General features: G+C 36.8%; 20 protein-coding genes and 2 pseudogenes. 19 read left to right on the top strand and 3 right to left on the bottom strand.

Annotation, left to right across the window (positions count from 1 at the left end):
• The first annotated feature begins 52 nt into the window (after positions 1-52).
• The 8 genes from U8D43_RS04880 to U8D43_RS04845 all read left to right on the top strand — a co-directional run bounded on the left by U8D43_RS04880 (position 53) and on the right by U8D43_RS04845 (position 9503).
• Positions 53-1240 carry an HpcH/HpaI aldolase/citrate lyase family protein gene (locus U8D43_RS04880; protein WP_335869877.1) on the top strand — a complete coding sequence of 396 codons (1188 nt, stop codon included), beginning with the start codon at positions 53-55 and terminating at the stop codon, positions 1238-1240.
• Entirely contained in the window at positions 1179-2549 is a 1371-nt protein-coding gene (locus tag U8D43_RS04875; protein ID WP_335869876.1) for a phosphoribosyltransferase family protein, read from the top strand. Before U8D43_RS04880 ends, U8D43_RS04875 begins: the two co-directional genes overlap by 62 nt.
• Entirely contained in the window at positions 2543-3652 is a 1110-nt protein-coding gene (locus U8D43_RS04870; RefSeq protein WP_442893557.1) for a cysteine protease StiP family protein, read from the top strand. The genes U8D43_RS04875 and U8D43_RS04870 overlap by 7 nt, the downstream gene beginning before the upstream one ends.
• On the top strand, positions 3649-4458 hold the full coding sequence (locus U8D43_RS04865) for an HAD family hydrolase (protein ID WP_335869875.1): 810 nt from the start codon (positions 3649-3651) through the stop codon (positions 4456-4458). The genes U8D43_RS04870 and U8D43_RS04865 overlap by 4 nt, the downstream gene beginning before the upstream one ends.
• Positions 4459-4520: 62 nt before the next feature.
• The gene (locus U8D43_RS04860; RefSeq protein WP_335869874.1) at positions 4521-6128 is read left to right on the top strand and encodes a YceG family protein; all 1608 of its coding nucleotides are present in this window, start codon (positions 4521-4523) and stop codon (positions 6126-6128) included.
• Positions 6129-6149: 21 nt separating this feature from the next.
• A complete protein-coding gene (locus tag U8D43_RS04855) occupies positions 6150-7229 on the top strand; it encodes a toxic anion resistance protein (RefSeq protein WP_335869873.1) in 1080 nt (359 codons plus the stop codon).
• Positions 7230-7480: 251 nt separating this feature from the next.
• Positions 7481-8689, top strand: a complete 1209-nt coding sequence (locus U8D43_RS04850) for a phospholipase D-like domain-containing protein (RefSeq protein WP_335869872.1) — start codon at positions 7481-7483, stop codon at positions 8687-8689.
• Between the two features lie 307 nt (positions 8690-8996).
• A complete protein-coding gene (locus U8D43_RS04845; RefSeq protein ID WP_335869871.1) occupies positions 8997-9503 on the top strand; it encodes a hypothetical protein in 507 nt (168 codons plus the stop codon).
• Positions 9504-9761: 258 nt separating this feature from the next.
• On the opposite strand, the gene U8D43_RS04840 is transcribed toward U8D43_RS04845, so the two are convergent.
• A complete protein-coding gene (locus tag U8D43_RS04840; RefSeq protein ID WP_335869870.1) occupies positions 9762-11354 on the bottom strand; it encodes an ATP-binding protein in 1593 nt (530 codons plus the stop codon).
• A 136-nt stretch (positions 11355-11490) separates the two neighbouring features.
• Here U8D43_RS04840 and U8D43_RS04835 point away from each other — a divergent pair, with 136 nt between their 5' ends.
• Together U8D43_RS04835 and U8D43_RS04830 are read left to right on the top strand one after the other, a co-directional pair.
• Positions 11491-12543, top strand: a complete 1053-nt coding sequence (locus U8D43_RS04835) for a M42 family metallopeptidase (RefSeq protein WP_335869869.1) — start codon at positions 11491-11493, stop codon at positions 12541-12543.
• 390 nt (positions 12544-12933) lie between these two features.
• Positions 12934-14406 (top strand): UDP-N-acetylmuramoyl-L-alanyl-D-glutamate--2,6-diaminopimelate ligase, encoded by a 1473-nt coding sequence (locus tag U8D43_RS04830; protein WP_335869868.1) that lies wholly within the window; start codon positions 12934-12936, stop codon positions 14404-14406.
• Positions 14407-14687: 281 nt separating this feature from the next.
• Here U8D43_RS04830 and U8D43_RS04825 read toward each other — a convergent pair whose 3' ends face one another.
• Complete coding sequence (locus U8D43_RS04825; protein WP_335869867.1) at positions 14688-15731, bottom strand: aromatic acid exporter family protein; 1044 nt, start codon at positions 15729-15731, stop codon at positions 14688-14690.
• A gap of 165 nt (positions 15732-15896) precedes the next feature.
• Entirely contained in the window at positions 15897-17114 is a 1218-nt protein-coding gene (locus U8D43_RS04820) for a NupC/NupG family nucleoside CNT transporter (RefSeq protein ID WP_335869866.1), read from the bottom strand.
• A 150-nt stretch (positions 17115-17264) separates the two neighbouring features.
• Between U8D43_RS04820 and U8D43_RS04815 the strand changes: the two genes are divergently transcribed.
• The 9 genes and pseudogenes from U8D43_RS04815 to U8D43_RS04780 form a co-directional block, all read left to right on the top strand.
• Complete coding sequence (locus U8D43_RS04815) at positions 17265-17510, top strand: YueH family protein (RefSeq protein WP_335869865.1); 246 nt, start codon at positions 17265-17267, stop codon at positions 17508-17510.
• Positions 17511-17850: 340 nt separating this feature from the next.
• Complete coding sequence (locus U8D43_RS04810) at positions 17851-19425, top strand: peptide chain release factor 3 (RefSeq protein ID WP_335869864.1); 1575 nt, start codon at positions 17851-17853, stop codon at positions 19423-19425.
• A 49-nt stretch (positions 19426-19474) separates the two neighbouring features.
• A complete protein-coding gene (locus U8D43_RS04805) occupies positions 19475-19651 on the top strand; it encodes a hypothetical protein (protein ID WP_335869863.1) in 177 nt (58 codons plus the stop codon).
• A 106-nt stretch (positions 19652-19757) separates the two neighbouring features.
• On the top strand, positions 19758-20099 hold the full coding sequence (locus U8D43_RS20890; protein ID WP_442893560.1) for an EAL domain-containing protein: 342 nt from the start codon (positions 19758-19760) through the stop codon (positions 20097-20099).
• Between the two features lie 104 nt (positions 20100-20203).
• Entirely contained in the window at positions 20204-20335 is a 132-nt protein-coding gene (locus U8D43_RS04800) for a hypothetical protein (RefSeq protein WP_335869862.1), read from the top strand.
• A 736-nt stretch (positions 20336-21071) separates the two neighbouring features.
• Positions 21072-24125 carry an efflux RND transporter permease subunit gene (locus tag U8D43_RS04795; RefSeq protein WP_335869861.1) on the top strand — a complete coding sequence of 1018 codons (3054 nt, stop codon included), beginning with the start codon at positions 21072-21074 and terminating at the stop codon, positions 24123-24125.
• Between the two features lie 360 nt (positions 24126-24485).
• Positions 24486-25580, top strand: coding sequence for an SDR family oxidoreductase (locus U8D43_RS04790; RefSeq protein ID WP_335869860.1), 1095 nt, complete (start codon positions 24486-24488; stop codon positions 25578-25580).
• Positions 25574-25867 (top strand): annotated as a pseudogene (gene tnpA, locus U8D43_RS04785) (IS200/IS605 family transposase); the annotation flags it as partial. The gene U8D43_RS04790 and the pseudogene tnpA, both read left to right, overlap by 7 nt.
• A gap of 4 nt (positions 25868-25871) precedes the next feature.
• Positions 25872-26092 (top strand): annotated as a pseudogene (locus tag U8D43_RS04780) (RNA-guided endonuclease TnpB family protein); the annotation flags it as partial.

The raw sequence follows: 26092 nt of genomic DNA, 5'->3' as shown, positions 1-26092 counted from the left end.
AAATAGCCTTTTCTAAATAAGGTTTCACTCAAATTTTGTAAGAAGGTGTATTATGAAATACTTTGACTATTTATCTGATCTCCAACTTAAGGGGATTTTTTATCAGCAGCCAGCGATTATCACCAAGAATACGCCGAAAGATGTTCTGCAATATGCACTTGGAGCAACATTATATATGCCTAGTACACGAAAAGATATCGCTCAACTTGTGATTACAAAGAAATACAAAGAGCTATGTTCGATGGTTTTATGCTTAGAAGATAGTATTGCGGACTCGGAGGTACGAGATGCAGAAGTGAATCTCGTCCTACAAATTCAAAACATTTATCAGGCAATGGAACAACAAATGATTTCAATAAGTGAATTACCTTTACTATTTATTCGTGTTCGGTCTTCGGTGCAAATGAAATGGATTGCAGAACAGTTAGGCAAAATGTTAGCTGTTGTATCTGGATTTGCCTTTCCTAAATTCACTACGCATAATGCGGAGGAGTATTTATCCGCTTTAAAGGACATTTCCATGATGCATGAAACGGTTCTTTATGCACTTCCAATCATCGAGACGCCTGATGTTTTGTATAAAGAAACACGAATGTCGACCCTTTTGAAATTAAAAGAAGTAGCGGATGAATATCAAAGTGACATTCTGAATATTCGAATTGGCGCAACAGATTTTTGTGGACTATTTGGGATACGCAGAGATTCTCATACGACGATTTATGAGGTGTCCGTCATTCGAGATGTGATAGCAGATATCGTCAATTTTTTTGGACGAGATTATACGGTGTCAGGTCCAGTTTGGGAATACTATCATCACGCCGAGCGTATTTTAAAGCCTGAGCTAAGACAATCACCTTTTATTGAAGGTTACGGGGAAGAAGGCTTGCAAATCCGAACGAAGATGCTTAGTACACATATGGATGGATTGATTAAAGAAACCTTGCTTGATAAAGCAAATGGGATTCATGGAAAAACCATTATTCATCCATCCCATTTGAAAATAGTTCAAGGCTTGCAAGTGGTTTCCAAAGAAGAATATTTAGATGCTGTCTCTATCATTGAAAGTAATGAGCATGGAGTCATTAAGAGCGCGTATGCGAACAAAATGAATGAAATTAAGCCTCATTATCAATGGGCCCAAAAAATTATAAAGAAATCAACAGTATTCGGGGTGTATCATGAAAAACATAGCTTCATCGATGTCCTTACAGAGTCCCAACAAATTTCCCATTCTCGGTGATTTAGAAGTAGAGGTATTGGTACAAAAAAATCCGTTAGAGCTTCCTATCGAGGCCTTATTTAAAATGGCTGCAAGAATTAATAAAAAGAGAGCGTTTTTATTTGTTAGTAGAGTACTAGGGAAGCATCTGCGTGTCTCTCCCTATGATCCTCTCATCATTTCCGCTCTTTTGACTCTGCAATATGCAAATAAGGAAAGTGAACAGAATAAAAAACTCGTATATGCACTCCTGTCTGACTCTCTAGCAGAGAAGAAAGCTGGGTATGAATCATTTTTAACTCAAAAAGTAAAATTATTTGAAGATTCGATCATTATAGGATTTGCGGAAACTGCCACGGCCCTCGGTCATGGTGTGTTTGATAGTGTTTCAAATGGTTATTATATTCATACCACTCGCGAACAAATGAGAGATCAGGTTCCGGTTCTGACCTTTGAGGAAGAGCATTCCCATGCCGTCGACCAACTTTGTTTTTCGAATAGGGGGTTTTTTGAAAATGAAAAACCAATTATTTTAGTAGACGACGAGATGACAACAGGGAAGACAACGCTTAATATCATTCGCGACCTGCATACCAAGTTCCCACGAAAAAAGTATGTGGTATTAGCGATCTTAGACTGGCGCTCAAGCGAGCATCAAGCACAATTCCGAAAACTAGAAGAGGAATTAGCTATTTCTATAGAAACGGTTTCGTTAATTAGTGGCGACTTTCATTGTGTGGGAAACGCGCTCGAAAATGGTGATTCGAATCTACGAGAAGACATACCTCAACTTCCCGCAGTCGACTGGTTGGACCTGTCATCTGTGTTTACTGCATCATCTTATCTACCTAGAAATGGTTCAAACGCTCCATTCATTAAGGAAACCGGTCGATTTGGTTTAGCGTTTGACGAAATGCCTGCCATCCATCTAGCGTGCAAAGAAGCCGCAAAGATTATTGAGCGCAAGAGAATGGAATCGAATATTTTATGTATAGGGAACGGAGAATTGATGTATCTACCAATGAAAATAGCTAGTTTTATGGAAGGTAATGTTTATGTTCAATCATCTACAAGAAGTCCTATTCACTCAGAACGAGCCGAACATTATGCCATCAATGAGAAAACCCACTTTATGAACCCAGAGGATCAAGCTACTAATCATTTTCTATATAATATTAAACAGGATGAGTTCGATGAGGTGATCTTGTTTTTTGAAAGAAAGGTTGAAATAGAGAACGTGCAACCTCTTTTAAATTACCTTTGTCAAAAAGGGGTAAAGCACGTGTTGATTGCACAACTTTCAAACGAAATGAGGGAGCATAATTGCTAAAGGTACCAGAGATGTTTGGAAGTTATCCAAAGGAAGATGTAACATTCTTATTAAAGGATTTATCTTCACTTGCGATTGAAAAAGAAACAAATGAAAGAGAACGTGAGATACAAAGTGGAACTCATTATTCTGAAATGCTACCGGTAGAATATGAACCGTCTCAACCGTATATGGAGTTGTATCATTCGTCCCTGCAACAATTCAAAAAGAAGGTGGCCGTTGCTTCGGGAGTCGTCGCTGAACAGATTCTTCAGCGACGAGGGAAAAATACCGTCTTAATCTCCCTAGCAAGAGCAGGTACGCCTATTGGAGTTCTAATTAAGCGATATCTTCAACAAATTCATGCAGTGGAGCTTCCGCATTATAGTATCTCAATTATTAGAGATCGAGGTATTGACCAAAATGCCTTACAGTATATATTGAAGCGGCACCCTATGGATCAATGGATGTTTATTGATGGTTGGACTGGTAAGGGAGCCATTACGAAGGAGCTAACGAAATCAATTAAGGAATTTAATGCATACTATCAGACGAAGATTTCCGACGAACTTGCGGTGTTAGCAGATCCAGGATATTGCTCATCACTTTATGGAACGAGAGAGGATTTTCTTATTCCAAGCGCTTGCCTCAATTCCACGATTTCAGGACTGGTCAGTCGAACCGTTTTGAATGACAAGTGGATAGGAAAGAACGATTTTCACGGAGCAAAATATTATCAGGAGCTTGCTGATAGGGACGTTTCAAATGAATATGTTGATACGATATCATCCTTATTCAAAGAAGTACGTGACGAGGTTCACCAACAATGCAGGATGATTCAAAAGCAAGACCAAAACCCTACTTGGGAAGGACTAGCTTCTTTGAAAAAGATTCAAAAAGAGTTTTCAATCGAAAATATTAATCTCATTAAGCCAGGTGTTGGTGAAACGACAAGAGTATTGTTACGAAGAGTGCCGTGGAAAATTCTGGTTCGTTCGAAGAGACATCCTGATTTAGAGCATATCCTTTTCCTGGCAAAAGATCGTGATGTGGAAGTGATTGAGTATCCAGGGATGAAGTATGAATGCTGTGGAATTATTCAGCCATTGGAGAAGAGTAAATGAAAATGAAAATTTTTGGGAGTGACCTTGATCGAACGTTAATCTATTCACGAAAAATTCTTGCGGAGTTTCCGACTACGGCTGAAATTCATCCGGTAGAAATGAATAAAGGTGAAACCATTTCATATATTTCTGCTAAAGCAAAGGAACTGTTATTTCAATTGCAGAAAGAGATGCTTTTTGTACCTGTAACCACTAGGACAACCGCACAATACAATAGAATTTCTCTATTTCAGAATGAGATCAATCCAGAATATGCAATTACTTGTAATGGAGCACATATTCTTCATCGTGGAGAACCTTTACAAGAGTGGGAGGTTTACATACAGAACCAACTCAAAAGCGTTAGTAGCATAGAAGAAATTGAGCAAAAGTTAAATCAATATAAACCAGCGCAGTGGCTGTTGGAAATAAGAAAAGCAGAATCACTTTTTTTGTATTGCATGATTGATCGAGAAAAAATGGAAAGCATTGAATTTCAATATTTGAAATCATGGGCAATAGGGCAAGGATGGGAAATGTCTCTTCAAGGAAGAAAGTTATATTTCGTTCCAAAAGTTATTCAAAAATGGGAGGCTTTTCAGTTCCTATCTGATAAACTAGAGTTAACTGAACGGTACACAGCTGGAGATTCACTTTTAGATTATGAACTCATCAAGAATAGTAAATTTGGCCTAGCCCCTTTGCATGGAGAGGTGTGTGAATATGATTCAGCACTGGTCTTGACAAAGATTGCTGGCGTTCATGCTGCAGATGAGATTCTTGAAAGAGTTTTACTGGAGACCAAACATAGCCTTCCTACTTTTTAATGTATGCTGGATTAAAACAAACACCCCCATTTTTTACTAAGCGGAGAGAGGGAAGGAAACGTATGAAAAAGACTCAAACTATCCAATCAACCCCAATCGAAGTGACGGAGGATAATTGGAGAGAAAACCTACAAAAAAAACTTCCTGATAGAGACTTCTATTCATCGATAAGTCCCCTGCAAGTAGGACAAGTAGCCTGTCGCTTTTTGGGGATTCCATACGATGAAACAGAGTATAGTCATTTATTATATGAATTAAAACAAGAAAATGTAGTTATTTTAAGTGAAACATTAGATAAGACAATCGACTCGGAGCGTTTTCAGGCCATTCAGCGAATCCATCTCGTTCAGAAGAAAGAGAAAGGGTTATCGATTAACCGATTTGTGGCCTTTTTAGAAGGAGAACAATTATTACCTAAGCACCCAGATGCTTCGATTCATCGCCATCTTCGTGAAGCGTATATTTGCATGTTAGTTAAATTTGAACAACATCACCCTCAAGGCCTTCTTGCCCCAGAGTTTAGAAGGGTGTTTTTAGATAGCATTAAATGGCTTTGGAATCATTTAGCGGTTTGGCTGAAGCATACATCGCTTCAAGACCGATTCCCAAGTGTGCTCTGGTACGGAGAAATGAATAAAAGTCAGCAATATTTTCTATTCCTACTTATGATTATTGGCTGTGATGTTCTTATCTTTCATCCGGAGGGAAAAGATGAATTTGCAGAGATTGATGGAAATAATCAATTTTCTAAAGTTATTCAGTACCCGTCAAAAGGAAAGATGCAACCATTTCCTACAGAAGAACCTGAAAGGACGTCCACTGTTGCATATCGAGCGTCACGAGAAATGGATGCTGTTTTGCATCATTCAGAGTCACAATTGTATAAACCGTGGCAGTTCCGTAAGCATATCCCTCATGTCACAACCTTAAAAACGACCTATGATGAATTGTTTCTATTAGCAAAAGAGCGGGCTTTTATTCGACCAAATTTTGCCGTAATAGGAGAGGAAGTGAAAATTCCGTCGCTCTTTAGCAAAATTATGGGTGTTTCTCAAAACCGGAAAGAATATTGGAACAAAATGCAGCTACTAATAGACCAAAAGCTGACTGCAACCATCAAGCATTTTCCTTTTACAACCGAGTCGACGACCAACCAACGATTTCATTACGAGCATGCGACTGAAAACGGGAGGCTGTCCCCTGAAAAACTAATGGAAAGTCATTGGTGGAAATATAAGCACTTACCTAATGGCACTCAACATGCCATAGCTCATGGCATTTCGAGAGTATGTGCAGAACGTAAATTACTACCTCAGCTAAAAGAATCGTCTGAGCAAATAAGTCTGTATCTATTTACGCAGTGTATGGATATCCCGGAAATCGTGTTAAAGCTCATTCAACAGTTTGATTATGCTCAAGAAATACCGAAGTTAATTTTGTACAATAATGAGGTGAATGGTTCATTATCGCGGTCCGATGCTGCCTTGCTACTTTTTATGAATGAAATTGGGTTTGATATTATTCTCTATAATCCACCAGGTCATAACTGTATTGAACAATTCATCCAAGTAGACGTTTTTGATACACACTGGCTAGAGGAAATGATCTTTGAACTTGAATTCAAAGAAGAAAGTGTTTTACAAAAATTCATCAAGTCGATTAAACGTTAAGATAGAGGAGAGTGTTAATGAATGAACGATCAAAGTATTCAAACAATTGGATCGCAAGAAGTTTTAAACGAAGAAAAAGGCAATGAGCTTCGTGTACAACTAAAAACGGAGCCAGAAGTTCAACAGATTGCTCGACAATTAGATGTGAAAAATCAAACAGAATTATTAGAATATGGTAAAGAGCCGGCTGTCCAAATTTCGCAGTTCTCAGATCGTATTCTGTCCTTAATGAAATCAACAAGTGTGACAGACTCTGGTATGATGCTGAAGCAGTTAGGCAAGCTGATGGACCGCTTTGATAAAAAGGATTTCGATGAGCCAAAAGGGATGTTTGGAAAGTTATTTAGTCGTGGAGACAAAATGATTGAGAAAATCTTCGGGAAATACCAAACACTTGGGAAAGAAATTGAGAAGATTCATATCGAAATATCAAAATATAAAGATGAAATGACGAAGTCAACGACGAACCTTGATGAAATGTATGAGCATAACGTCCAATACTATATGGACCTTGAAAAATACATCGTAGCAGGGGGACTAAAACTTGAAGAATTGAAAGAGAGAATGGAGGTACTAGATCACCAAGTAGCAAATGGAGATCAGATGGCACAGCTTGAATTGACAACCTTAAGTAATAATCTTCAAACCTTGGATGAGCGGGTATATGATTTAGAAATGGCCCGTATGGTGGCCTTACAAACAGCCCCGCAAATTCGATTACTGCAGCGTGGAAACACAAAATTAATTGGAAAAATCAATTCCGCCTTTATTACGACAATCCCTATCTTCAAAAATGGGATTATTCAAGCAGTTTCAGCTAAACGACAGAAACTAGTAGCAGATTCTTTAAACGAATTAGACAAACGTACGAATGAAATGTTGCTTAGAAACGCTCAAAACATCTCAAGTCAGAGTACCGAAATTGCAAGACTAGCGGGTAGACCAAGCATTAAAATTGAAACCATTGAAGAATCATGGAGCACAATAGTCAAAGGGCTCGAAGAAACAAAAGCAATCGAAGAAGAAAACCAACATTTACGAGTAGAAGGTACAAAAAGAATATTACAACTACAAGAAAACATCAAAAACCACAACCGTTAATTTAAAGAAAAGCGGAAGTGGCTAGCTCTGAGACGGCAGGCAAATGGCGGAGCCCAGAGGAAATCCTGATTTATTCTATAACTGCTACTCGGTGCTATTACGAGCTGCAGCCAGACTCTTTCCAAATCTAAAACAGTACATTAAAGCCGAACAATGAGTCACATTGTTCGGCTTTTTGCCCTTAACTAGATGGATGATAATGAATTGTTGCTCCATACTAATGGTATTACTCAAAGAGGAAGTTGTTTATAGTGAAGAAAAGTGTAAAGGTCTTGGGTATTCTCATCCTTCTTTCGTTGTTAATACCGTTATCAATTCATATGGAAGTTAAAAAAGGTGCAAAATCGTACCAAGAGCATCACCCTCTCATTGAAACAGATTTCTTTCATGGAAATGTATCCCTTTTTACGGAAGGAATGCCATTGTTTGATGCTCTGTTTCAAGATATTGATCAAGCGACTACATCTATTTTTATTCATTTTTTTATCGTTAGAGAAGATCCTATTTCTTTACGCTTTGTGCACAAATTGATAGAGAAAGCTAAAGAAGGGTTGGATGTTAAGCTATCAGTAGATTATATTGGGAATTCGTTATCAAAAAAAACAATAGACCGCTTGGAGCATAATGGCGTTGAATTTGTAAATAGTCGTTCTCCGGAACTTCACTCTTTTTTCTATTCGATTAATCATCGAAACCACCGTAAGTTGGCCGTTATTGATGATCAAATAGGTTACATTGGAGGGTTTAACATAGGAGAAGAATACATTGGAAATAATCAAGAGTTCGGCTATTGGCGTGACTATCATTTGCGTATCACTGGAGAGGCGACCAGCGCAATCCAAACGCAGTTTGCTCGTGACTGGACCGAAGACACAAAGGAATTTATGGAGCTCCCGAAGTTAAATGAGAAAAATAGGGGACGTAATAAAGAAATTAAGTTTATGTTTTCAACAGGGGTCGAGTTAGAGAACAAAATGATTGACTTAATTAATGAAGCTAAATCGTCAATCACTATTGCAACTCCTTACTTCATCCCTAGTAAGCGAGTAAGAAAGGTCCTTATCCGAGCTCATAACCAAGGAGTAAAGGTGAAATTATTGATTCCAGATAATACAGATGCTTGGTTTACGAAACCCCCAAGTTACTTGATTACAAAAGAACTAATAACTGAAGGAATTGACATATATTTATACACAAAAGGTTTTTTTCACGGGAAAGTAATGGTAATCGATGATAAACTAGCAGACATAGGAACAGCAAATTGGGATCCACGCAGTATGTATTTGAATGATGAGGCGAACTGTATTATTACGGATAAAGATATAGTTTCAGAGGTAAACAAACAGCTCTCAGAGGATTTTTTAAACAGCCGGAAATTAACAATAGATTTATATGAGGATCTACCTTTTTGGGAGAAGTGGTTTATGCATACGCCAGAATCGGTTTATTTCTACTTTTAATTTTATTCCAAGGAAGAGAATAGGTAGATAATCATTGAAAGCGACTAAGAAAAAGTTCATTGTGTGAGGAGCTTTTCGTATACATTTTTCCAAGAGGTGTAAATATGACCGCGAAAAGCCATTTTTTTTGCCAAATAGCCTAATAAAGATGTAAGATGATAAGAGGTGTTTAGGCTAGAAAAACGATATTTTTCATTCGAAATCATTAAAAATATCGTTGTGAAGGAATAAAGTACCCCCACAAATTGAAGGTTATTGTCGAAATTTGTTATATGTAGAAGAATATATAATTGCGCGGAGGAAAATCATGTTACGTGAAAAAATTCTTGAATTAAGGCACCCAAATGTAGACTCAAATCGACTTTCGCATAATACTGTTCAGCCTATAAAGCGAAGTAGTTTGAAGGGAAGAAGCATACAAAAAATCCAATCATTAAAAAAAGATTGGGAAGAATCAGTAATGTTGGAATTACTTCTAAGTTTTTCTTTAGTTAAAAAAATTCATGGTGTTTATTTGTGGGATGTCAATCAGCGTTTGAGAGACTTGGCTAAAACGAATCCGAATGTTCAAGATTTTCAAAGAGGGATCATTACTATTCCGTTAGAACGAAGGAAAAAAGTGGAATTTATTACTCCGATACAAAAGAGCGAGATAGAAAAACAAATTGATCAATTAGATGGTCTTGAATTATTACGACTAATTTTTTTACTACCCTGTAAGCCAGTGTATAAGGAAGAGAAGTTTTTTGACGATGTGTCTAGGTGGATCGAAATACAGATTCGTTCAGATGAAAACGGACAAGATGCCGAATAGGCATCTTTATTTGATTTGAAAAAGGAAAAATTAATGGCAATCTGCTATTCGGTTATAAAGAAGATAAATTCATAACCTATCCATTAGAGAGTGAATCCTCTTTTAGGCACTGAAAAAGTGACCTTTTAGAGAAAAAGGAGCCAAGACCTTACTGCAAATAGGTTCTTGGCTTCTTGAATTTTCTGTATATTAATAAACATCTTCAGCCAAAAAATAAAAAGTTGCTTTTTCAAGAGCCTTATCCCCTTGTGCCCCTTTTTATGATTTGGCGAGAGATATATTGCTATGAGGGAGAGATACAATCACTATTGTTCCTTTATTCTCTTGGCTTTTATATTCAAGCGACCCATGATGATTTTGAACAATTTTTTTCGAAATCATTAAACCAAGACCCGTTCCTTTTTCTTTTGTTGTATAGAAAGGAGCGTCTATTTTCTCCAGAAGATCTGGTCGAATCCCATCTCCAGTATCTTTAATATGAATTAGAATATTTGAATCTGTTTTCTCAATAGAAATAGATAATTCTCCGCCGTGTGGCATGGCTTCTAATGCATTTTTAAATAGATTTATGAAAAGCTGTTTCAATTGATTTGGTTCGCAATACATGGAGATGTTTTCTTGTTTCCAATCCTCATGAATGGACACATTGTTTAAATTACATTCAGATTCAAATAAGACTATCACATCCCGGATCACGTCATCTAGTAGGGATATTTTGTGTATATCAGCTTGGGGTTTGGCTAAGACGAGAAACTCACTAATGATTAGATTAATTCTTTGTAGTTCAGATAGCATGACATTTGTATAAGTTTTATACTTATTGTTTTCGTCACTGTGTATCATTTGAATAAAACCAGATATCACCGTTAAAGGATTCCGAATTTCGTGCGCGACACCCGCAGCCATTTCTCCTGCAATGGATAATTTTTCAGACTGAAGTAGCATGTTTTCGGTATCTTTTTTGTAGGAAATATCTCTTGATATAGCAGACATTGCAATGATATTACAGGTGTGATCAAAAATAGGTGAAAGTGTTATTTCAACAGCAAATTCAGTACCATCTTTTCTGACATCGATGGTTTCTAGAGAGATTATACTTTCACCATTTAAAACCCTACTCGTTCGTTCTTTTGCTTGAGCTTGAAGTCGCTTAGGAACGAGCTCTGGACGTTTGCCAACACAGTCTGCTTTTTTCCACCCGTAAATTTCTTCAAAAGCAGGGTTGACATCAAGAATCTTTCCTTCTAGGTCAAATACACTGACGGCATCTTTAGCATATTCAAATACAAGATTAAAATAGGATTGAGTAGAATGAAGTTTATTTTTAATGAATTGTTCACTTTTTACTTTCTCATTAAACAACGTATTTGTGTAATGTGTGTGAAATAGAAAAAATATAGATAAAGCAAAAGAAAATATAAGCAGGGAAAGAACATGAGAGGTTTCACCTTCGGAATGATTGATGATTGAATTGGAGTAGGTGAAAAATAGCAACATGAACATGCTCAAAATACTTGCTAGCCAAAGGGCACGCATATTTTGATAAAGAGCAACTATAACAATTCCAACTGGAATATAGAGCAAATGAAAGTAACTAGGGTGAAGAAGATTGATGAAAAATAAATAGGAAAAAAGACAAGACGTAGTTCCATAAAGAACAAGTTTTGATGAATAGTTTTGAATCTGTAAAAGGATCAAACTGATGCCAATTATACTGCCAATCAACCAGTTGTCGAACGTAATACTCTCGATTAGAGAGGAAATAATGAGATGGCTCAGTAGCCCACCCCAGAAGAACATGAGAATAAACTTATTTCGCTTATATATGAAGAGATCTCCTTGTTGTATCATCTAAAAACCACTTTCTTTATAAAGTCAATTATAGCCTGTTGTATAAAATATAAAGGAAGTTGCGTGAAAGAACAATAGTGGAGAGATGATCATTCCTTCGATATAATAAAGAAGTACAATAAAAAGGGGGAAGTTGATGACTACATATCCAAATTCAAATGAGACGATTTCACTTATTAAAGATCTTGTTTCAATTCCAAGTCCAAGCGGTTACACCGAAGAGGTTATTGCTTATGTCGAGCGTTTTCTAGAAAACAGTTCAGCGGAATTAAAGAGAAATAGAAAAGGTGGATTAATTGTCTCTCTAAAAGGAAAAGACGATGAAAAACAGCGAATGTTGACGGCTCACGTCGATACACTAGGAGCTATGGTCAAAGAAGTGAAAAGTAATGGAAGATTAAAATTATCCATGATCGGTGGTTTTAATTGGAGTTCAGTCGAAGGAGAGTATTGTACGATTCATACTTCTTCAGGAAACGCCTTAACAGGGACGATCTTAATGCATCAAACTTCTGTGCATGTATACAAAGATGCTCGAGAAGCGAAACGTGATGAAAATAATATAGAAATACGAATTGATGAGAAAGTATTTAATGAGAACGACGCAAGAGAAGTAGGGATTGAAGTAGGAGATTTTGTTTCGTTTGATCCCCGAGTTCAAGTCACAAGTAGTGGGTATATTAAGTCTCGTCACCTAGATGATAAAGCAAGTGTAGCTATACTACTAAACTTGATTAAAACCATTGAAGAACAAAACATACAATTACCTTATACAACCCACTTTTTAATCTCGAATAATGAGGAAATTGGCTATGGAGGAAATTCAAATATTCCAGAAGAAACCGTAGAATACTTAGCTGTAGATATGGGAGCATTAGGGGACGGTCAAGCCTCAGATGAGTATACAGTGTCAATTTGTGCGAAAGATTCAAGCGGTCCCTATCACTTTGGACTCCGTCAAAAACTCATTGAATTAGCCAAACAGAATCAAATAGATTATAAAGTTGATATATATCCTTATTATGGTTCAGATGCATCTGCAGCCATTCGAGCGGGGCATGACATCATTCATGGACTCATCGGACCGGGAATTGAAGCTTCACACGCTTATGAGCGTACGCATATGTCTTCGATTCAACAGACAGAAAAATTGTTGTATCATTATGTTCAATCTGAGCTTGTCGAGTGAAAACGGTTATGAAGCCTAAATAAAAAACCTTCTTTATAGAGAAGGTTTTTTGTTTAGGCTTTATTTGACAAAGGTACAACTTTTCAGAAGAACGATATAAACTTACCATGTCAAGAGTTCATTTTTTGGGGTTGTGGGCAAGACATTTTTTCTTGTCGTTTGAAAATAAAGGATTGTGACATTGGACAGTTGTTTAAAAAGTTTCAATAATGATAATATATGTAATAAGGGGGATATCTCCTGATATTTAGGATGTTCTCCTAAAAATGTTGCTTATCGTAGCAATATATATTCGGTTTAAAAGGTCAATGAGCAACCTTTTAGCCTGAGCTTCTTATGCTGGTGCCTTTCTTGATGATTGATAAAATAATGGATTTGTGAGGTCAAAGAATGAATACACATAAATTATTATCTTGTTTAAAAATGAAAACCGTTTACGGCATTCTCCCAGAAACAATACATAATGTAACGTTTGACTCTAGAACCGTAACGGCAGATTCTTTGTTTATTTGTACAAAAGGTTTCACAGTTGATGGGCATGACTATGCTCAAAAAGCTGTAGATATGGGAGCAACACTTATCTTGGCGGAAAAGAAATTGGATATTGAATTAGAAAAGGCTGCACTTGTTGTCGTAAAGGATTCAATTAAAGCGATGGCTCATCTAGCAGATTTTTTCTATAATTCTCCTTCTCAAAAAATGAATCTTTTTGGAGTGACAGGAACGAATGGAAAAACGACTGTAACCAATCTTATTCACACTATTTTGATTAAATACGGTCAATCCTCTGGAGTTGCCGGTACGATTGGATTTGATTTAAATGGTGAACTATTCCCAAGCAATAATACAACAAGTGATATTTTAACCACTCAGCAGGTGTTAGCGAAAGCACTATCGAAGAATATTGAAAATATGGTCCTTGAAGTATCTTCACATGGATTAGCACTAGGAAGATTATGGGGAGTTGACTTTGACGTTGTGACTTTTACGAATCTTTCTCATGACCACTTAGACTATCACGAAAGTATGGAGCATTATGGGTATGCGAAGGGTTTGCTTTTTTCCCAATTGGGACAAGATCTAAGAACTGCTAAATTTGCAGTCTTAAATGCAGATGATGAGTGGTATGAACGATACCGTTCGATGACGGCTCATGAAGTCATTTCCTATGGTATTTCGGAAATAGCTGATTTTCAAGCAACGAACATCCAATTTCATCAAGACCTAACGACATTCGATTTACTTTCTCCTGAAGGAAATTTTTTAGTTGAAATGAAGCTTTTAGGTGAATTTAATGTTTCTAATATTTTGGCTACAATTGCTTCTCTTTACGCAAAAGGATTGGAGATTGAGACGATTGTCAATCTGATTAAAGACCTTGATTCAGTGAGTGGTCGGATGGAAAAAGTTGAAACAAGTGCACCCCTATCCCTTTATGTGGATTACGCACATACACCAGATGCCATTGAAAAAGCGATTCAATCAGTACAACCATTTAAAAAGAATAAAATTATCTTTTTAGTAGGGACTGGTGGGGATCGTGACAAATCTAAACGTCCTGCAATGGCAGAGAAAGCATCTGTTGCTGATTATGTGATATTAACGACGGATGATCCGCGTTATGAGTCATATGATAGTATTGTAAATGATTTAGCACAAGGTATGAAGCACAATCAATATGCATTAATTGGAGATCGCGAAGAAGCAGTCAAACATGCTATCGAAGTAGCTGAGGTAAATGATATCATAATCTTTGCGGGTAAAGGTCATGAAGATTATCAAATCATTGAAGATACAAAATATCCTCATAGTGATCGTGAAATTGCACTAGATCAGTGTGAAAAAAAATACAGTCTTTCCTAACAAAAAGAAGAGGCTGGGAAATAACTAAATTGACCATTCTTAAAGCTGAATAATTTTAATTTAATTTAGCGATATAAATAAAAAACCCAAACTAATACGAAACTCTAAATTAGAATTTCGCATGATAGTTCGGGTTTTTCTTTGGATAAAATGCTTTTGTCCCAACCTCACTTAGAAACCTTTAAATAAGGTCTACTGGGAGGACTAACTGCAGTGGACTAACATTTATCTCTCCAGCTAGTCGATTACCGCTCTATCTCTTGGTTATCAGTATTTTATTTCTACGGAATCACTACTGTAGGTTGTTGTGATTGTCCGTGTTCTTCTATTAATTCTTGAATGGACAATAATTCATATAGAATTATGGCTTCAGGAGAAAACATGGATGCGTATTCCTTCGGCTTTTGTTGATGAAGGGATTCATTCATATGCCAAAATTCTTCAGCAAGTTTCCTCATTAACTGATAATGCTCATCTGTGAGAGAAAGTGTTGGATCACTTAAGCTTGTTGCCAATGAGGTAGAAGCCATTTGTATCAGTGTTTTTTGTTTGTCAGTCCATAGAATTCTTCTTTCTTCAAGATAAACTAAATTTCCAATATGATAGAGAATCTGTCGTAAAATAAGGAGTTGCTTTTGTTTCAATTGAAAAATATTTAATTCTACTTTGGTGTGCCGGTGAAACTTCCATTCTTCTCGTTGATATTGACATAGAATATCGGTTCGATCCAGTTCTTTTTGGATCTTCTGGATCAACCTTGCCGTCGTTGAATTTTTAGCATTTTCATGTAATACACTTTTCATTCTTTTTTGTAGTAGCTCTCCACATTGTTGATAGAGTGAATCTAGATTATGTCCAATTTTTATCGAGTAATGTGGAGGAAGCACAAAGAAATTTACAAGCGATGAAACTATAAGCCCAATCGATGTTGTTCCAAGTCTTGTGAAATACGAGACAACATAATGATCTTGTGTCGCTGGAATCATAGCAACGGCTGTTAAGGTAGCTACTAACATTCCCTCGTCAAGGTGGAGTTTATGAGTTAGTAAAATCGTGGCTACTGCAGCTAGTGCATATGTTAATGGTGCATCACCCAATAGGTAGGTAAATAATACAGCAAATCCTGCTCCAAGTGCAGAAGCGGGAAAGCGGATCATTCCTTTTTTGATGGAATCAGCAGCCGTAGGTTCAATCGTCACAATAGCTGTTATGACGGCAAACTCTGAAGGCCATCCTAAGAATTGACAAATAAGAGCTGTTAGAAAAACAGCAACTCCTGTTTTCACAATTCTCCCACCAAATAATCGATATTTTCGTAAATTCATTTTAATCTCCCCAACCATTCTAGTGTCCCATTTTTGTTTTTCTTCTCTTTAATTAAAACAAATGGAAGACACCTCGAGCAAGGGCTTGAGGTGTTAGATTTTTTATCGCATAAAAAGAAGCTACTTTTAGTCCTTCATCTTTACAGTTAAAAAATATGGATAGGCTTAGATAAGCATGCCAGCAATCGCGGCACTTAATAAGGATGCAAGAGCACCAGCTAAAATGGCTCTAAGTCCAAGCCTTGCGATATCACTTCTACGCTCCGGAGCTAAATTACCTAATCCGCCAAGTAAGATACCTAGTGAAGATAAATTTGCGAATCCACAGAGGGCAAATGAGACAATGGCAACGGTTTTTGGAGTAAGGGTGTCGAGTACTTCAGTGAAACTAGAGTATGCGACAAACTCATTAATAATTATTTTCTGACCGATGAAATTCCCAGCTTGTACGGCCTCTTCCCATGGAACACCAATGGCAAAGGCTAAAGGAGCAAAAACATAGCCAAGAATGAGTTCTAATGATAAGTTCTCAAAACCTACAAGTCCTCCGAGGAATTCTAATATTCCATTTAGAAGTGCGACTAAAGCAATAAAAGCTAGCAACATAGCTCCAATATTTAGGGCAAGCGATAAACCGACACTTGCTCCTTTTGCTGCTGCATCAATGACATTCGTTGAGTCTTTATCCACTTCCATTTCGAATTCTTTCGGTTCAGGTGTTTCATCTGTTTCCGGGACGAATATCTTAGCTAATACAAGGCCAGCAGGAGCAGCCATAAAGCTTGCGGCTAATAGAAATTCTAACGGTACGCCTAATAAAGAATAGCCGATTAAAACGGACCCAGCGACAGAGGCAAGTCCTCCTGTCATAACGGCAAATAATTCAGACTCGGTCATTTTGTTAAGATAGGGCCTCACGACAAGAGGAGCCTCGGTTTGGCCGACAAATATATTGGCGGCAGCTGACATTGATTCTGCTTTCCTCGTTCCTAATAACCATGATAAAAACCCGCCAATAACTTTAATAAATACTTGCATGATGCGAAGATAATAAAGAACGGAAATTAACGATGAAAAAAAGATGACTACGGGCAAAATATCAAAGGCGAAGACAAAGAAAATGTTTGTTTCCTCTCCGTATAATCCACCAAATAAAAATTTGGCCCCAGCATCTGAATAACCAATAATCTGATTGACGACCTTCGTGAAACCTTTTAAAGCTGTTTGTCCAAAATCTGTTTTTAATACAAGAAAGGCAAATATTAATTGAATTCCTAGTCCGCCTAAAATAGTGCGAAAGTTAAGTTTGGATTTATGAGAGGAAAAAACAAAAGCAATTCCCAAAACCGTAAGTATTCCGAATATCCCCCATAAGACTTGCATTGGCTCACCTCATTTTCGTATTTTTCTTGAATTTCTGACCTTTTTCAGATAAAATGCATTGGGACATTCATTCAAGTCGTGATTTTCGTTTATTCACTCGGAAAATAGTATGTGCAAATGAAATGAAATCATTCAGTTTGAGGTGAAATTATGAAGGTTAGAAAAACATTAGTTAATGAGAACGAAACAAAAATATTCTTATATGAAAATAAGAAAGAAGAATACATTTTAGTAGCTATACCTGCATTCCACTGGTCTTTTTCTTTTACTTACGAGAAGTTTGGGAAAACATTAATTGTAGAGATGACTACTTCACTTTTAAAATGTACGGGACTTTCTGAGGGGAAATGTGAAGCGCTCGCATTACGATTAGATCAATGGACAAAGGAAATGTAGAGGAAAAGAAACGCTAGAGTATTGAGCGTTTCTTTTTATTTGGATTCTTCTGCACTCATGAAACGAGTCTTGAATGTAGGGGGGAGAAGGACTATGATAGAAAAGCAAAGAAAATTCTACTTACTTAAACTAGATGAATGGAATCTTTATTATAGAAGGTTTTTTTCGTATCCTTTGTTACTATTGGAAAGTAATCATCGATGGAAACCACCATTTTGGCAATGACTGTATCAAAAAATTACGAAAGATGCCTAGATGCCTACTGTGATGCGGTATATACTGCTACGATAAGCAACAATCTTTGCGAAAACAGCTTTAATAGAAAGGGAACTAATCAATTATGACAAAAAGCTTTGAACAAGAGGTTCTTTCAAGAAGAACATTCGCCATTATTTCTCATCCAGATGCAGGGAAAACGACGCTGACCGAACAATTATTATTATTCGGAGGAGCTATTCGCTCAGCTGGTACAGTAAAGGGGAAAAAAACAGGGAAATTTGCTACGTCAGACTGGATGGAAATTGAAAAACAAAGAGGAATTTCCGTGACGTCTTCAGTTATGCAATTTGATTATGACGGAACACGTGTAAATATTCTTGATACACCTGGACACCAAGACTTTAGTGAAGATACGTATCGGACGTTAATGGCTGTTGATAGTGCCGTCATGATTATAGATTCTGCTAAGGGAATTGAGCCACAAACACTCAAATTATTTAAAGTTTGCCGCATGCGTGGTATACCCATCTTTACGTTTATTAATAAGCTTGATCGTCAAGGGAGAGAACCATTAGAATTATTGGAAGAATTAGAAGAAGTGCTAGGGATCGAGTCCTACCCAATGAATTGGCCGATTGGCATGGGAAAAGAATTTTTAGGGATCTATGACCGACATTATAATCGAATTGAGTATTTTAAAAACCATGAGAGTAATGATACCTATCTCCAGCTAAATGAAGAAGGAGAAGTAGAAGGAGAGCATGAAATTAAAGAAAACGCTCTATATGATCAGGCCTTAGAAGAAATCCATTTATTAAATGAGGCGGGAAATGAATTCTCAGAAGAAAAGGTGAAGAGTGGGGAACTGTCTCCCGTCTTCTTCGGGAGTGCTTTAGCGAATTTTGGCGTACAAACCTTCTTAGAGACGTATTTACAATTTGCACCTTCTCCTCAACCGCGAAAAACAGAAGAAGGAGTTGTTAAGCCAACAGCCGAAGAATTTTCTGGATTTATCTTTAAAATACAAGCCAATATGAATCCTGCTCATCGTGACCGGATTGCGTTTGTACGGATATGTTCAGGTAATTTTGAAAGGGGGATGAATGTAAGACTATCCCGAACCGGGAAGTCTATGAAATTGTCTCAAACTACCCAATTTTTAGCCGATGACAGAAGTACGGTCAACGATGCCGTTAGTGGTGATATTATCGGTCTTTATGATACGGGGAATTACCAGATTGGCGATACCATTGTTGCGGGGAAAAATCTATTTCAATATGAAAAACTCCCGCAGTTTACGCCAGAAATTTTTGTGAAGGTTTCGGCAAAGAATGTTATGAAGCAAAAGAGTTTCTACAAAGGAATTGATCAGCTAGTCCAAGAAGGGGCTATTCAATACTATAAGACACTTCGAACGGAAGAGATTATATTGGGAGCTGTCGGCCAATTACAATTTGAAGTATTCGAACATCGAATGAAAAATGAATATAATTCTGATGTGGTTATGCAAAATATTGGAACAAAAATTGCTCGATGGATTGAAAACGAAGAAGATGTTAAAGAAACAATGTCTAGTTCACGTAGCTTGCTTGTTAAAGATCGCTACGGACGTTTAGTCTTTTTATTTGAAAATGATTTTGCTACTAGATGGTTTCAAGATAAAAACCCAGGAATCCGTTTATTTAGTTTAATGTAAGGCATTATCCTAGGTTATAAAATTATGAGGAGAAAGGAGGAGGATATTTATGAGCATATTATCCGAAAACTCATGTGTTCATTGTGGGATACCGATTCAACTATTTGAAAAAGGTTTGACTCTCTTACAAATACACACAACAAATATGGTGACTAAAGATTCTCTTTCCTTTTTCCAAAGGGCAGATGGTTTGGGGATTGGTTTATTACGACTTATGATACCTTAGAAGATCTCCTGACTTTTCTTAGGAAATTTCGAATGCAATAAAGTTTTAAAGGCTTCTCTTTTAGCATTTCTTCCAATATGCAGGTTGTCCAGAACTTACTGATTAGATCAATTGTACGATATTTTGTCGCATTGAGACGAGATCACTTTATGCAGAGTGGTTCAGTTATGTACAACCAATTCTAGGGATTGATTCTCAAGAGTTATATGGCTATGAATCATTACTTCGAGCAACAGGAGAGAAATCGATTTCTCCCTTTTCCTTGTTTCAAACAGCTAATCGATTAGGATTGCATTCTCTTCTTGATAAAAGAGCAAGAGAATCGGCTATAAAATCGAGAAGAGGTCAAATGCCAACCGGAGTTAAAAGTTATATTTATTTTTCACCATCAACCATTTTTAATCCATCCTTTTATTTGAAACATAAATTTCAAGTGGTAAAACGATAAAAAATTTCTCCTGTTGATTTTGTGTTTGATGTTGTCAAAAACCGAAAAAAGTTATTGATGTCAATCATCTTAAAAATGTTATAACTACAAACCAAAACGAAGAAATGAAGGGAGCATTAGATGATGTTGGAAGCGGATTTTCAACGATTGAAATGTTAGCGTTTCTTCTACCTGATTATGTGAAATTTGACCGATCACATATTTCCTATTGTGATCAGTCTGTACGTGAGCAGTAATCATTACAAGAAGTCCTACACGTGGCTCAATTGTTAGGCATTTTCGTTTAGCTGAAGGAATTGAGAGGGATGAGGAATGAAACATCTGTAAGCAAATAGGAATGGACTTTGTTCAAGTCTATTATTTTGAAAGACCACGCGAGCAATTACTGAAAATATAAAAAACTGCTATGGCCGGCTTTTTGTGCTACTGGCAGTGACATGGAGCGTTGACAAGAGTCAACGCTTTTCTCTAGTGCAATTATTTTTCCAAAAGGATTACATAGAATAGACAAAATTGGTTACCAGAGAGTGATTTTTGCATAGTGAAAGTTGCGCTGATTTTTTCTCTTGCTATATAGTAGTAAAGTAGGGAGATACTAGAAATGTTTTATTAGATTGTTTTCGCCATGATTGTTGCTTTTCGTACTAGCCTATAAATTGTGATGGAGCTTTGTTTCGGTGCATACTTTCGTCCATTTTTGATGGAATTCAACAGCAAAATGGAGGATTCAATCTAAACTTAGATGAAATAGCCACAATGGATAGGCAAATAGCCTTTTATTGAGGTATATATGCGAGCTTTAACTATCACTGGAACTTAAGCCTCCCGTGAATGATTTTATGTAGGTATAGAGGTAGCAAGGCTAGGTGAATCAGGTTGTAAAACCGCTGAAATGACTGGTTATCATAAGAGGTGTAAGGATCTAACCTAAATCATTTCTACTTATAAGATTGTGTGAAAGGAAGATGTTACGTGATCAGTTCATTTTCAATCAGAAGACCAATTTTTACTTTTGTCACAATGTTTGTCATCTTAATTCTAGGGGGAATATCCTTAACTAGGATTCCATTAAAATTAATACCAGATATTAATCCTCCAGTTGGAGTGGTCGTTACAACCTACCCAGGTGCGGGTCCAATTGAAGTTGCTGAGAAAATTACTAAACCATTGGAAGCTAATCTGGCGACGCTTCCTGGTATTAAAACCATCACATCGACCTCTCAAGAAGGTTCAAATTTTTTGCTGTTACAATTTTCATGGGATACTTCAATTGATGAAATTCAGAATGAAGTTCTACAGCGAATCGATCAAACACCAATCCCAGATAATGCAGGCTCCCCAAGATTTTTGAAATTCGACCCCGCCCAGTTTCCAATCATCCAGGTTTCACTACAAAGTATGAAGAATGAAGGGGATTTAAAAGATTTAGCTCTAAAACTAAAACAAGAGTTAACTAGAGTAAAGGGTGTCGCCAGTGTTAATCTTTCGGGTTCTTTTCTAGATGAAATTCGAATTGAGTTAGTTCAAGGAAAAGTAAAGAAATACTCCTTATCCCAAAGTGATGTCGCTAATGTAATCGCAGCAAATAACATTTCGATGCCAGGTAATAGCATCAAAACGGAAGGGAAATCTTTAACAACGCGAGTCATCAGTACGTTGTCAAGTGTAGAAGAAATTAAAGAACTTGTGATTACAAACGATCCTGTTTCTAAAAGGCAAATAACATTAGGTGATATTGCTCTCGTTCAAAAGCAAAAAGTAGAAACAAACACAATAACTAGAGCCAATGATCAACCATCCGTTTTATTAAGCATTCTACAAGAGTCCGATGCAAACACAGCAGAAGTGTCGACAGCGTTTCAAGAGGAATTATTGAATTTACTAGAGGAGGACCGCTATGAAGGAATCAAATCTGATGTGTTATTTGATCAAGGGAAATATATTCAAGAGGCAATGGGGAATATTGCAAATGCATTAATTCTAGGTGGTTCTTTTGCCATGCTTGTATTATTCCTATTTTTACGGAATGTCAAAAGCCCTATAATCATAGGGATTGCTATTCCCTACTCCGTGATTGTTACGTTTGTACTAATGTTTTTCGCAGACTTCTCTTTGAATATTATGACATTAGGTGCCCTTGCCCTCGGGATAGGGATGTTGGTGGACAATGCAATTGTGGTGATCGAAAATATTTATCGCCATCTATCACTAGGAAAAGACGCGAAAGAAGCAGCCCGTGAAGGAGCAAAAGAAGTTGGTCCAGCCATAACCGCTTCAACACTAACTACGGTTGCTGTTTTTGTTCCAGTTGTGTTTATTTCTGGATTAATTGGTGAATTGTTTACTGAATTCGCTTTAACGATTTCCTTTAGCCTTCTGGCTTCTCTTCTAGTAGCCCTAACCGTGATTCCCATGCTTGCTAGTAGATGGCTGAAGCCCCCCAAAGGGAATAGAGAATTGAAAAATAGACGCGTGAAAAAAAGTAAGTGGTTTGAAAATAGCTTGAAATGGACATTATCCCATCGAATTTGGGTCATTCTCTTTACCATCGTTCTTTTAGTTTTAGGAGGATTGGGCTTAACGACTGTTGGTACACAATTTCTACCAGCCACCGATGAAGGTTACTTTACAATGAATGTAGAACTGGAAAATGGCGTCTCGATCAATGAAACGGAAAAAGCGGTTGAACAAATTGAAAGCAAACTAGCTTCAGAAGAAGAGGTCGAGTTGTACGTTAGTTTAATTGGAACAACACAGGAAGGATCTTTTAGGGGGACAAGTCAGCAGAATATTGCAGAGATTTACGTAAAATTAGTTTCGTTAGAAAAACGGAATCGATCGATTTTTGAATTTGTAGATGACATAAAACCGGCTCTAGAGCAGGCGACTGGGGATGTAAAGCTAACGTTTAATCTTCAGTCAACTTCTGGAAGTTCGCCACAAACACTAACATTTAGTGTTCAGGACCCTAATAAATCGCGGCTCGATGAGAGTGTTGAAAAACTGCAAGCGAATTTAGGAGATGTTGAATATGTGACGGATGTAACATCAGATATTCAAGATACTGTAGAAGAAGTTCAAATGCTAGTCAATAGACAAAAAGCGCTAGATGTCGGTTTACTACCAGCGACTATTGCGTCAGAAGTGACGAATATTACTCGCGGGATACAAACGACGCAAATCATCACTGAAAATTCAGAGGTATTGCCTGTATTGATTCAATACGATCAGGACGTTGTAGAGAATATTGACAAATTAAAACGATTATTATTAAAATCACCGAGCGGTCAATATATAGAATTAAGAGAGGTAGTAGATATATCTACGGCTACTGGTCCTGTCAAGGTGCAACGAATCAATCAACAAAATGCAGTTCAATTTTCAGTTAAATATACTTCTGACACCAATTTAGGAGTGATGTCAAATTTAGTCGATGAAAAAATCATGGAACTTGATTTGCCAGAAGAAACTGAGATTAACTTTAGTGGAGATAGGGAATTATTGGAAGATTCGATTGGTGATATGTTTATGGCGATCATACTGGCAATTGTGTTAATATATCTCGTTATGGCTGCTCAATTCGAATCGTTAAAGTTCCCATTTGTTATTATGTTTACAGTGCCCCTGATGGTTATCGGTGTCGCTATTGCTCTAACGCTAACCGCCACACCGATTAGCATTTCTGCCATCATTGGCATTATGGTTTTAGCAGGAATTGTTGTAAATAATGCGATTGTTCTCGTTGATTACATTAATCAACAAAAAGAGAAGGGTACTCCTTCTTATGAAGCCATTATTATGGCTGTGAAAAATCGAGCTCGCCCAATCTTAATGACAGCACTTACCACTATTTTAGGCTTACTCCCGCTCGCCTTAGGCTTAGGTCAAGGCACGGAAATCAATCAGCCTATGGGAATCACAGTGATTGGAGGATTAATTAGTTCAACCTTTTTAACACTTTACTTAATCCCGGTTGTATATAGTTTATTTGATAAAGAAACTAGAAGAGTAGTGAAAAGAAATTAAGTAGAAAAAGGTAGCTTGAGGAACTATTTCAAGGTGTTATCAAGATGTTTATCAACGTATGAATAAAGAAGCCAACAGCCATTTTGATTAGGTTATTGGCTTTTTTTATCTAACTGCATCTAATTTTTCCAGCCTATTTTGTTGAATATTATCAACAAAATGAAGGATTGAATCAGAAATATGGTGAAATAGCAAGAATGTACACGAAAAGTGCCTGTTGACTGAGATCGAATCTTCTATCTCGAAATCAGGCGCATCGTACCAATCTCCAAAATGAAAGTACCTATTCAATATTTAGATGACAGAAATTTCTGACTTTGATATATAATAGTAATAGGAACTAAAAGGGAGAGGGAAATTATGACGAATAAAACATATTTATTTACCGGATTTCCAGGTTTTTTGAGCACCCAAATCATAAAAGAACTACTTAAACAAAATAAAAAAGTGCACATTCTCGTCCTAACAATGCCCGGTTTGAAAGAGCAAGCTGAAAAAAGTAAACAAGAAATAGTGGAATATACTGGAATAAAAACAAATCAATTCACAATTTTAGAAGGAGATATTACAGAAGAAAATTGTGGACTCACATTTCAAAATCAGGAAAAAATAGTGAAAGAGGTGTCGTTTGTTTGGCATTTAGCAGCAATTTATGATTTAGCCGTACCAAAAAATCTTGCCTATAAAGTCAATGTTGAAGGAACAAAACATGTTAACAAGTTAGTTCAGGCCATAGACAACTTAGAACGGTATATGTATTTTTCAACGGCTTATGTTGCAGGAGTAAGAAAAGGAAAATTACTAGAAACTGAATTAGTAAAACCAGATTCTTTTCATAATTATTATGAAGAAACTAAATATTATGCAGAAATAGAAGTTGAGAAAGGGAAACAAGCTGTTCCAACGACAATTATTCGACCTGGTATTGTGAAAGGACATTCAAGGACCGGAGAGACGACAAAGTTTGATGGTCCTTATTTTATTATGAATATGTTTGATAAATTACGATATTTACCCTTTTTCCCACATATCGGAGATGGAGCTGCGTATGTTAACGTTGTGCCCTATGATTATGTCGTACAAGCTTCCATCCATTTTTGTAGAAAGACTCAATCGGTGGGGAAAACTTATCACTTAACCGACCCTAATCCTTATACAGTAAAAGAAGTATATCAAGGCATTTTGCAAGCGATGCTCCAAAAAACAACAAGAGGAACGATTCCGCTATGGATGGTGAAAAAATCTCTTAACCTCAAACCGATTAGAAAATATTTGGGAGTAGAAGCTCAAGCGTTAGATTATTTTGTTTGGAGTGGTGAATTCAATTGTTGTGAGGCTCAGAAGGATTTGGCCGGTAGTGAGATTACTTGTCCAGACTTTATTAAAGGTGTACCAAAGATGGTTTCATTTTATGAAGAGAATAAGAAAAACCAGTTTTTTCATGTTGTGAAATAATTACGCAGTTGGTGCAAGAAATAAGTGTTGAATTAGATATTGAAATTATTGCTATTGAATGCGATAAGGACCACTCTCACTTGTTTCTTAATGCCTTGCCAACACTAAGTCCTGCTGATATTATGGCGAAAATTAAAGGAGTGACTTCTCGAATATTGAGGAAAGAGTTCCCTCATCTTAAACACCTGCCTAGTTTGTGGACACGTTCTTATTTCGTTTCTACTGCTGGAAATGTATCAAGTCAAACTATTAAAAGGTATGTTGAACAACAAAAAACAAGGGGGTGAAACTGTGACACAAACAATCACTGTGAAAGTCAAGCTACTTCCAACAAAAAAACAAGCAAATATTTTAACCAGAATGGGGAGGGAATACATTTCTACAATAAATATACTTATAGCTGAAATGGTTGGAGAAAAGAAAAGCACAAAGAAAACAACCAAACATATAGATGCTTTTCTTCCTAGTGCTGTAAAAAACCAAGCTATAAAGGACGCTAAGAGTCTTTTCTC

It is taken from the genome of Bacillus sp. 2205SS5-2 (genome assembly GCF_037024155.1).
GTDB lineage: Bacteria > Bacillota > Bacilli > Bacillales > Bacillaceae_K > Bacillus_CI.
Note: the sequence above shows the minus strand (reverse complement) of the source record. Positions and strands in the feature narration are given on the sequence as shown.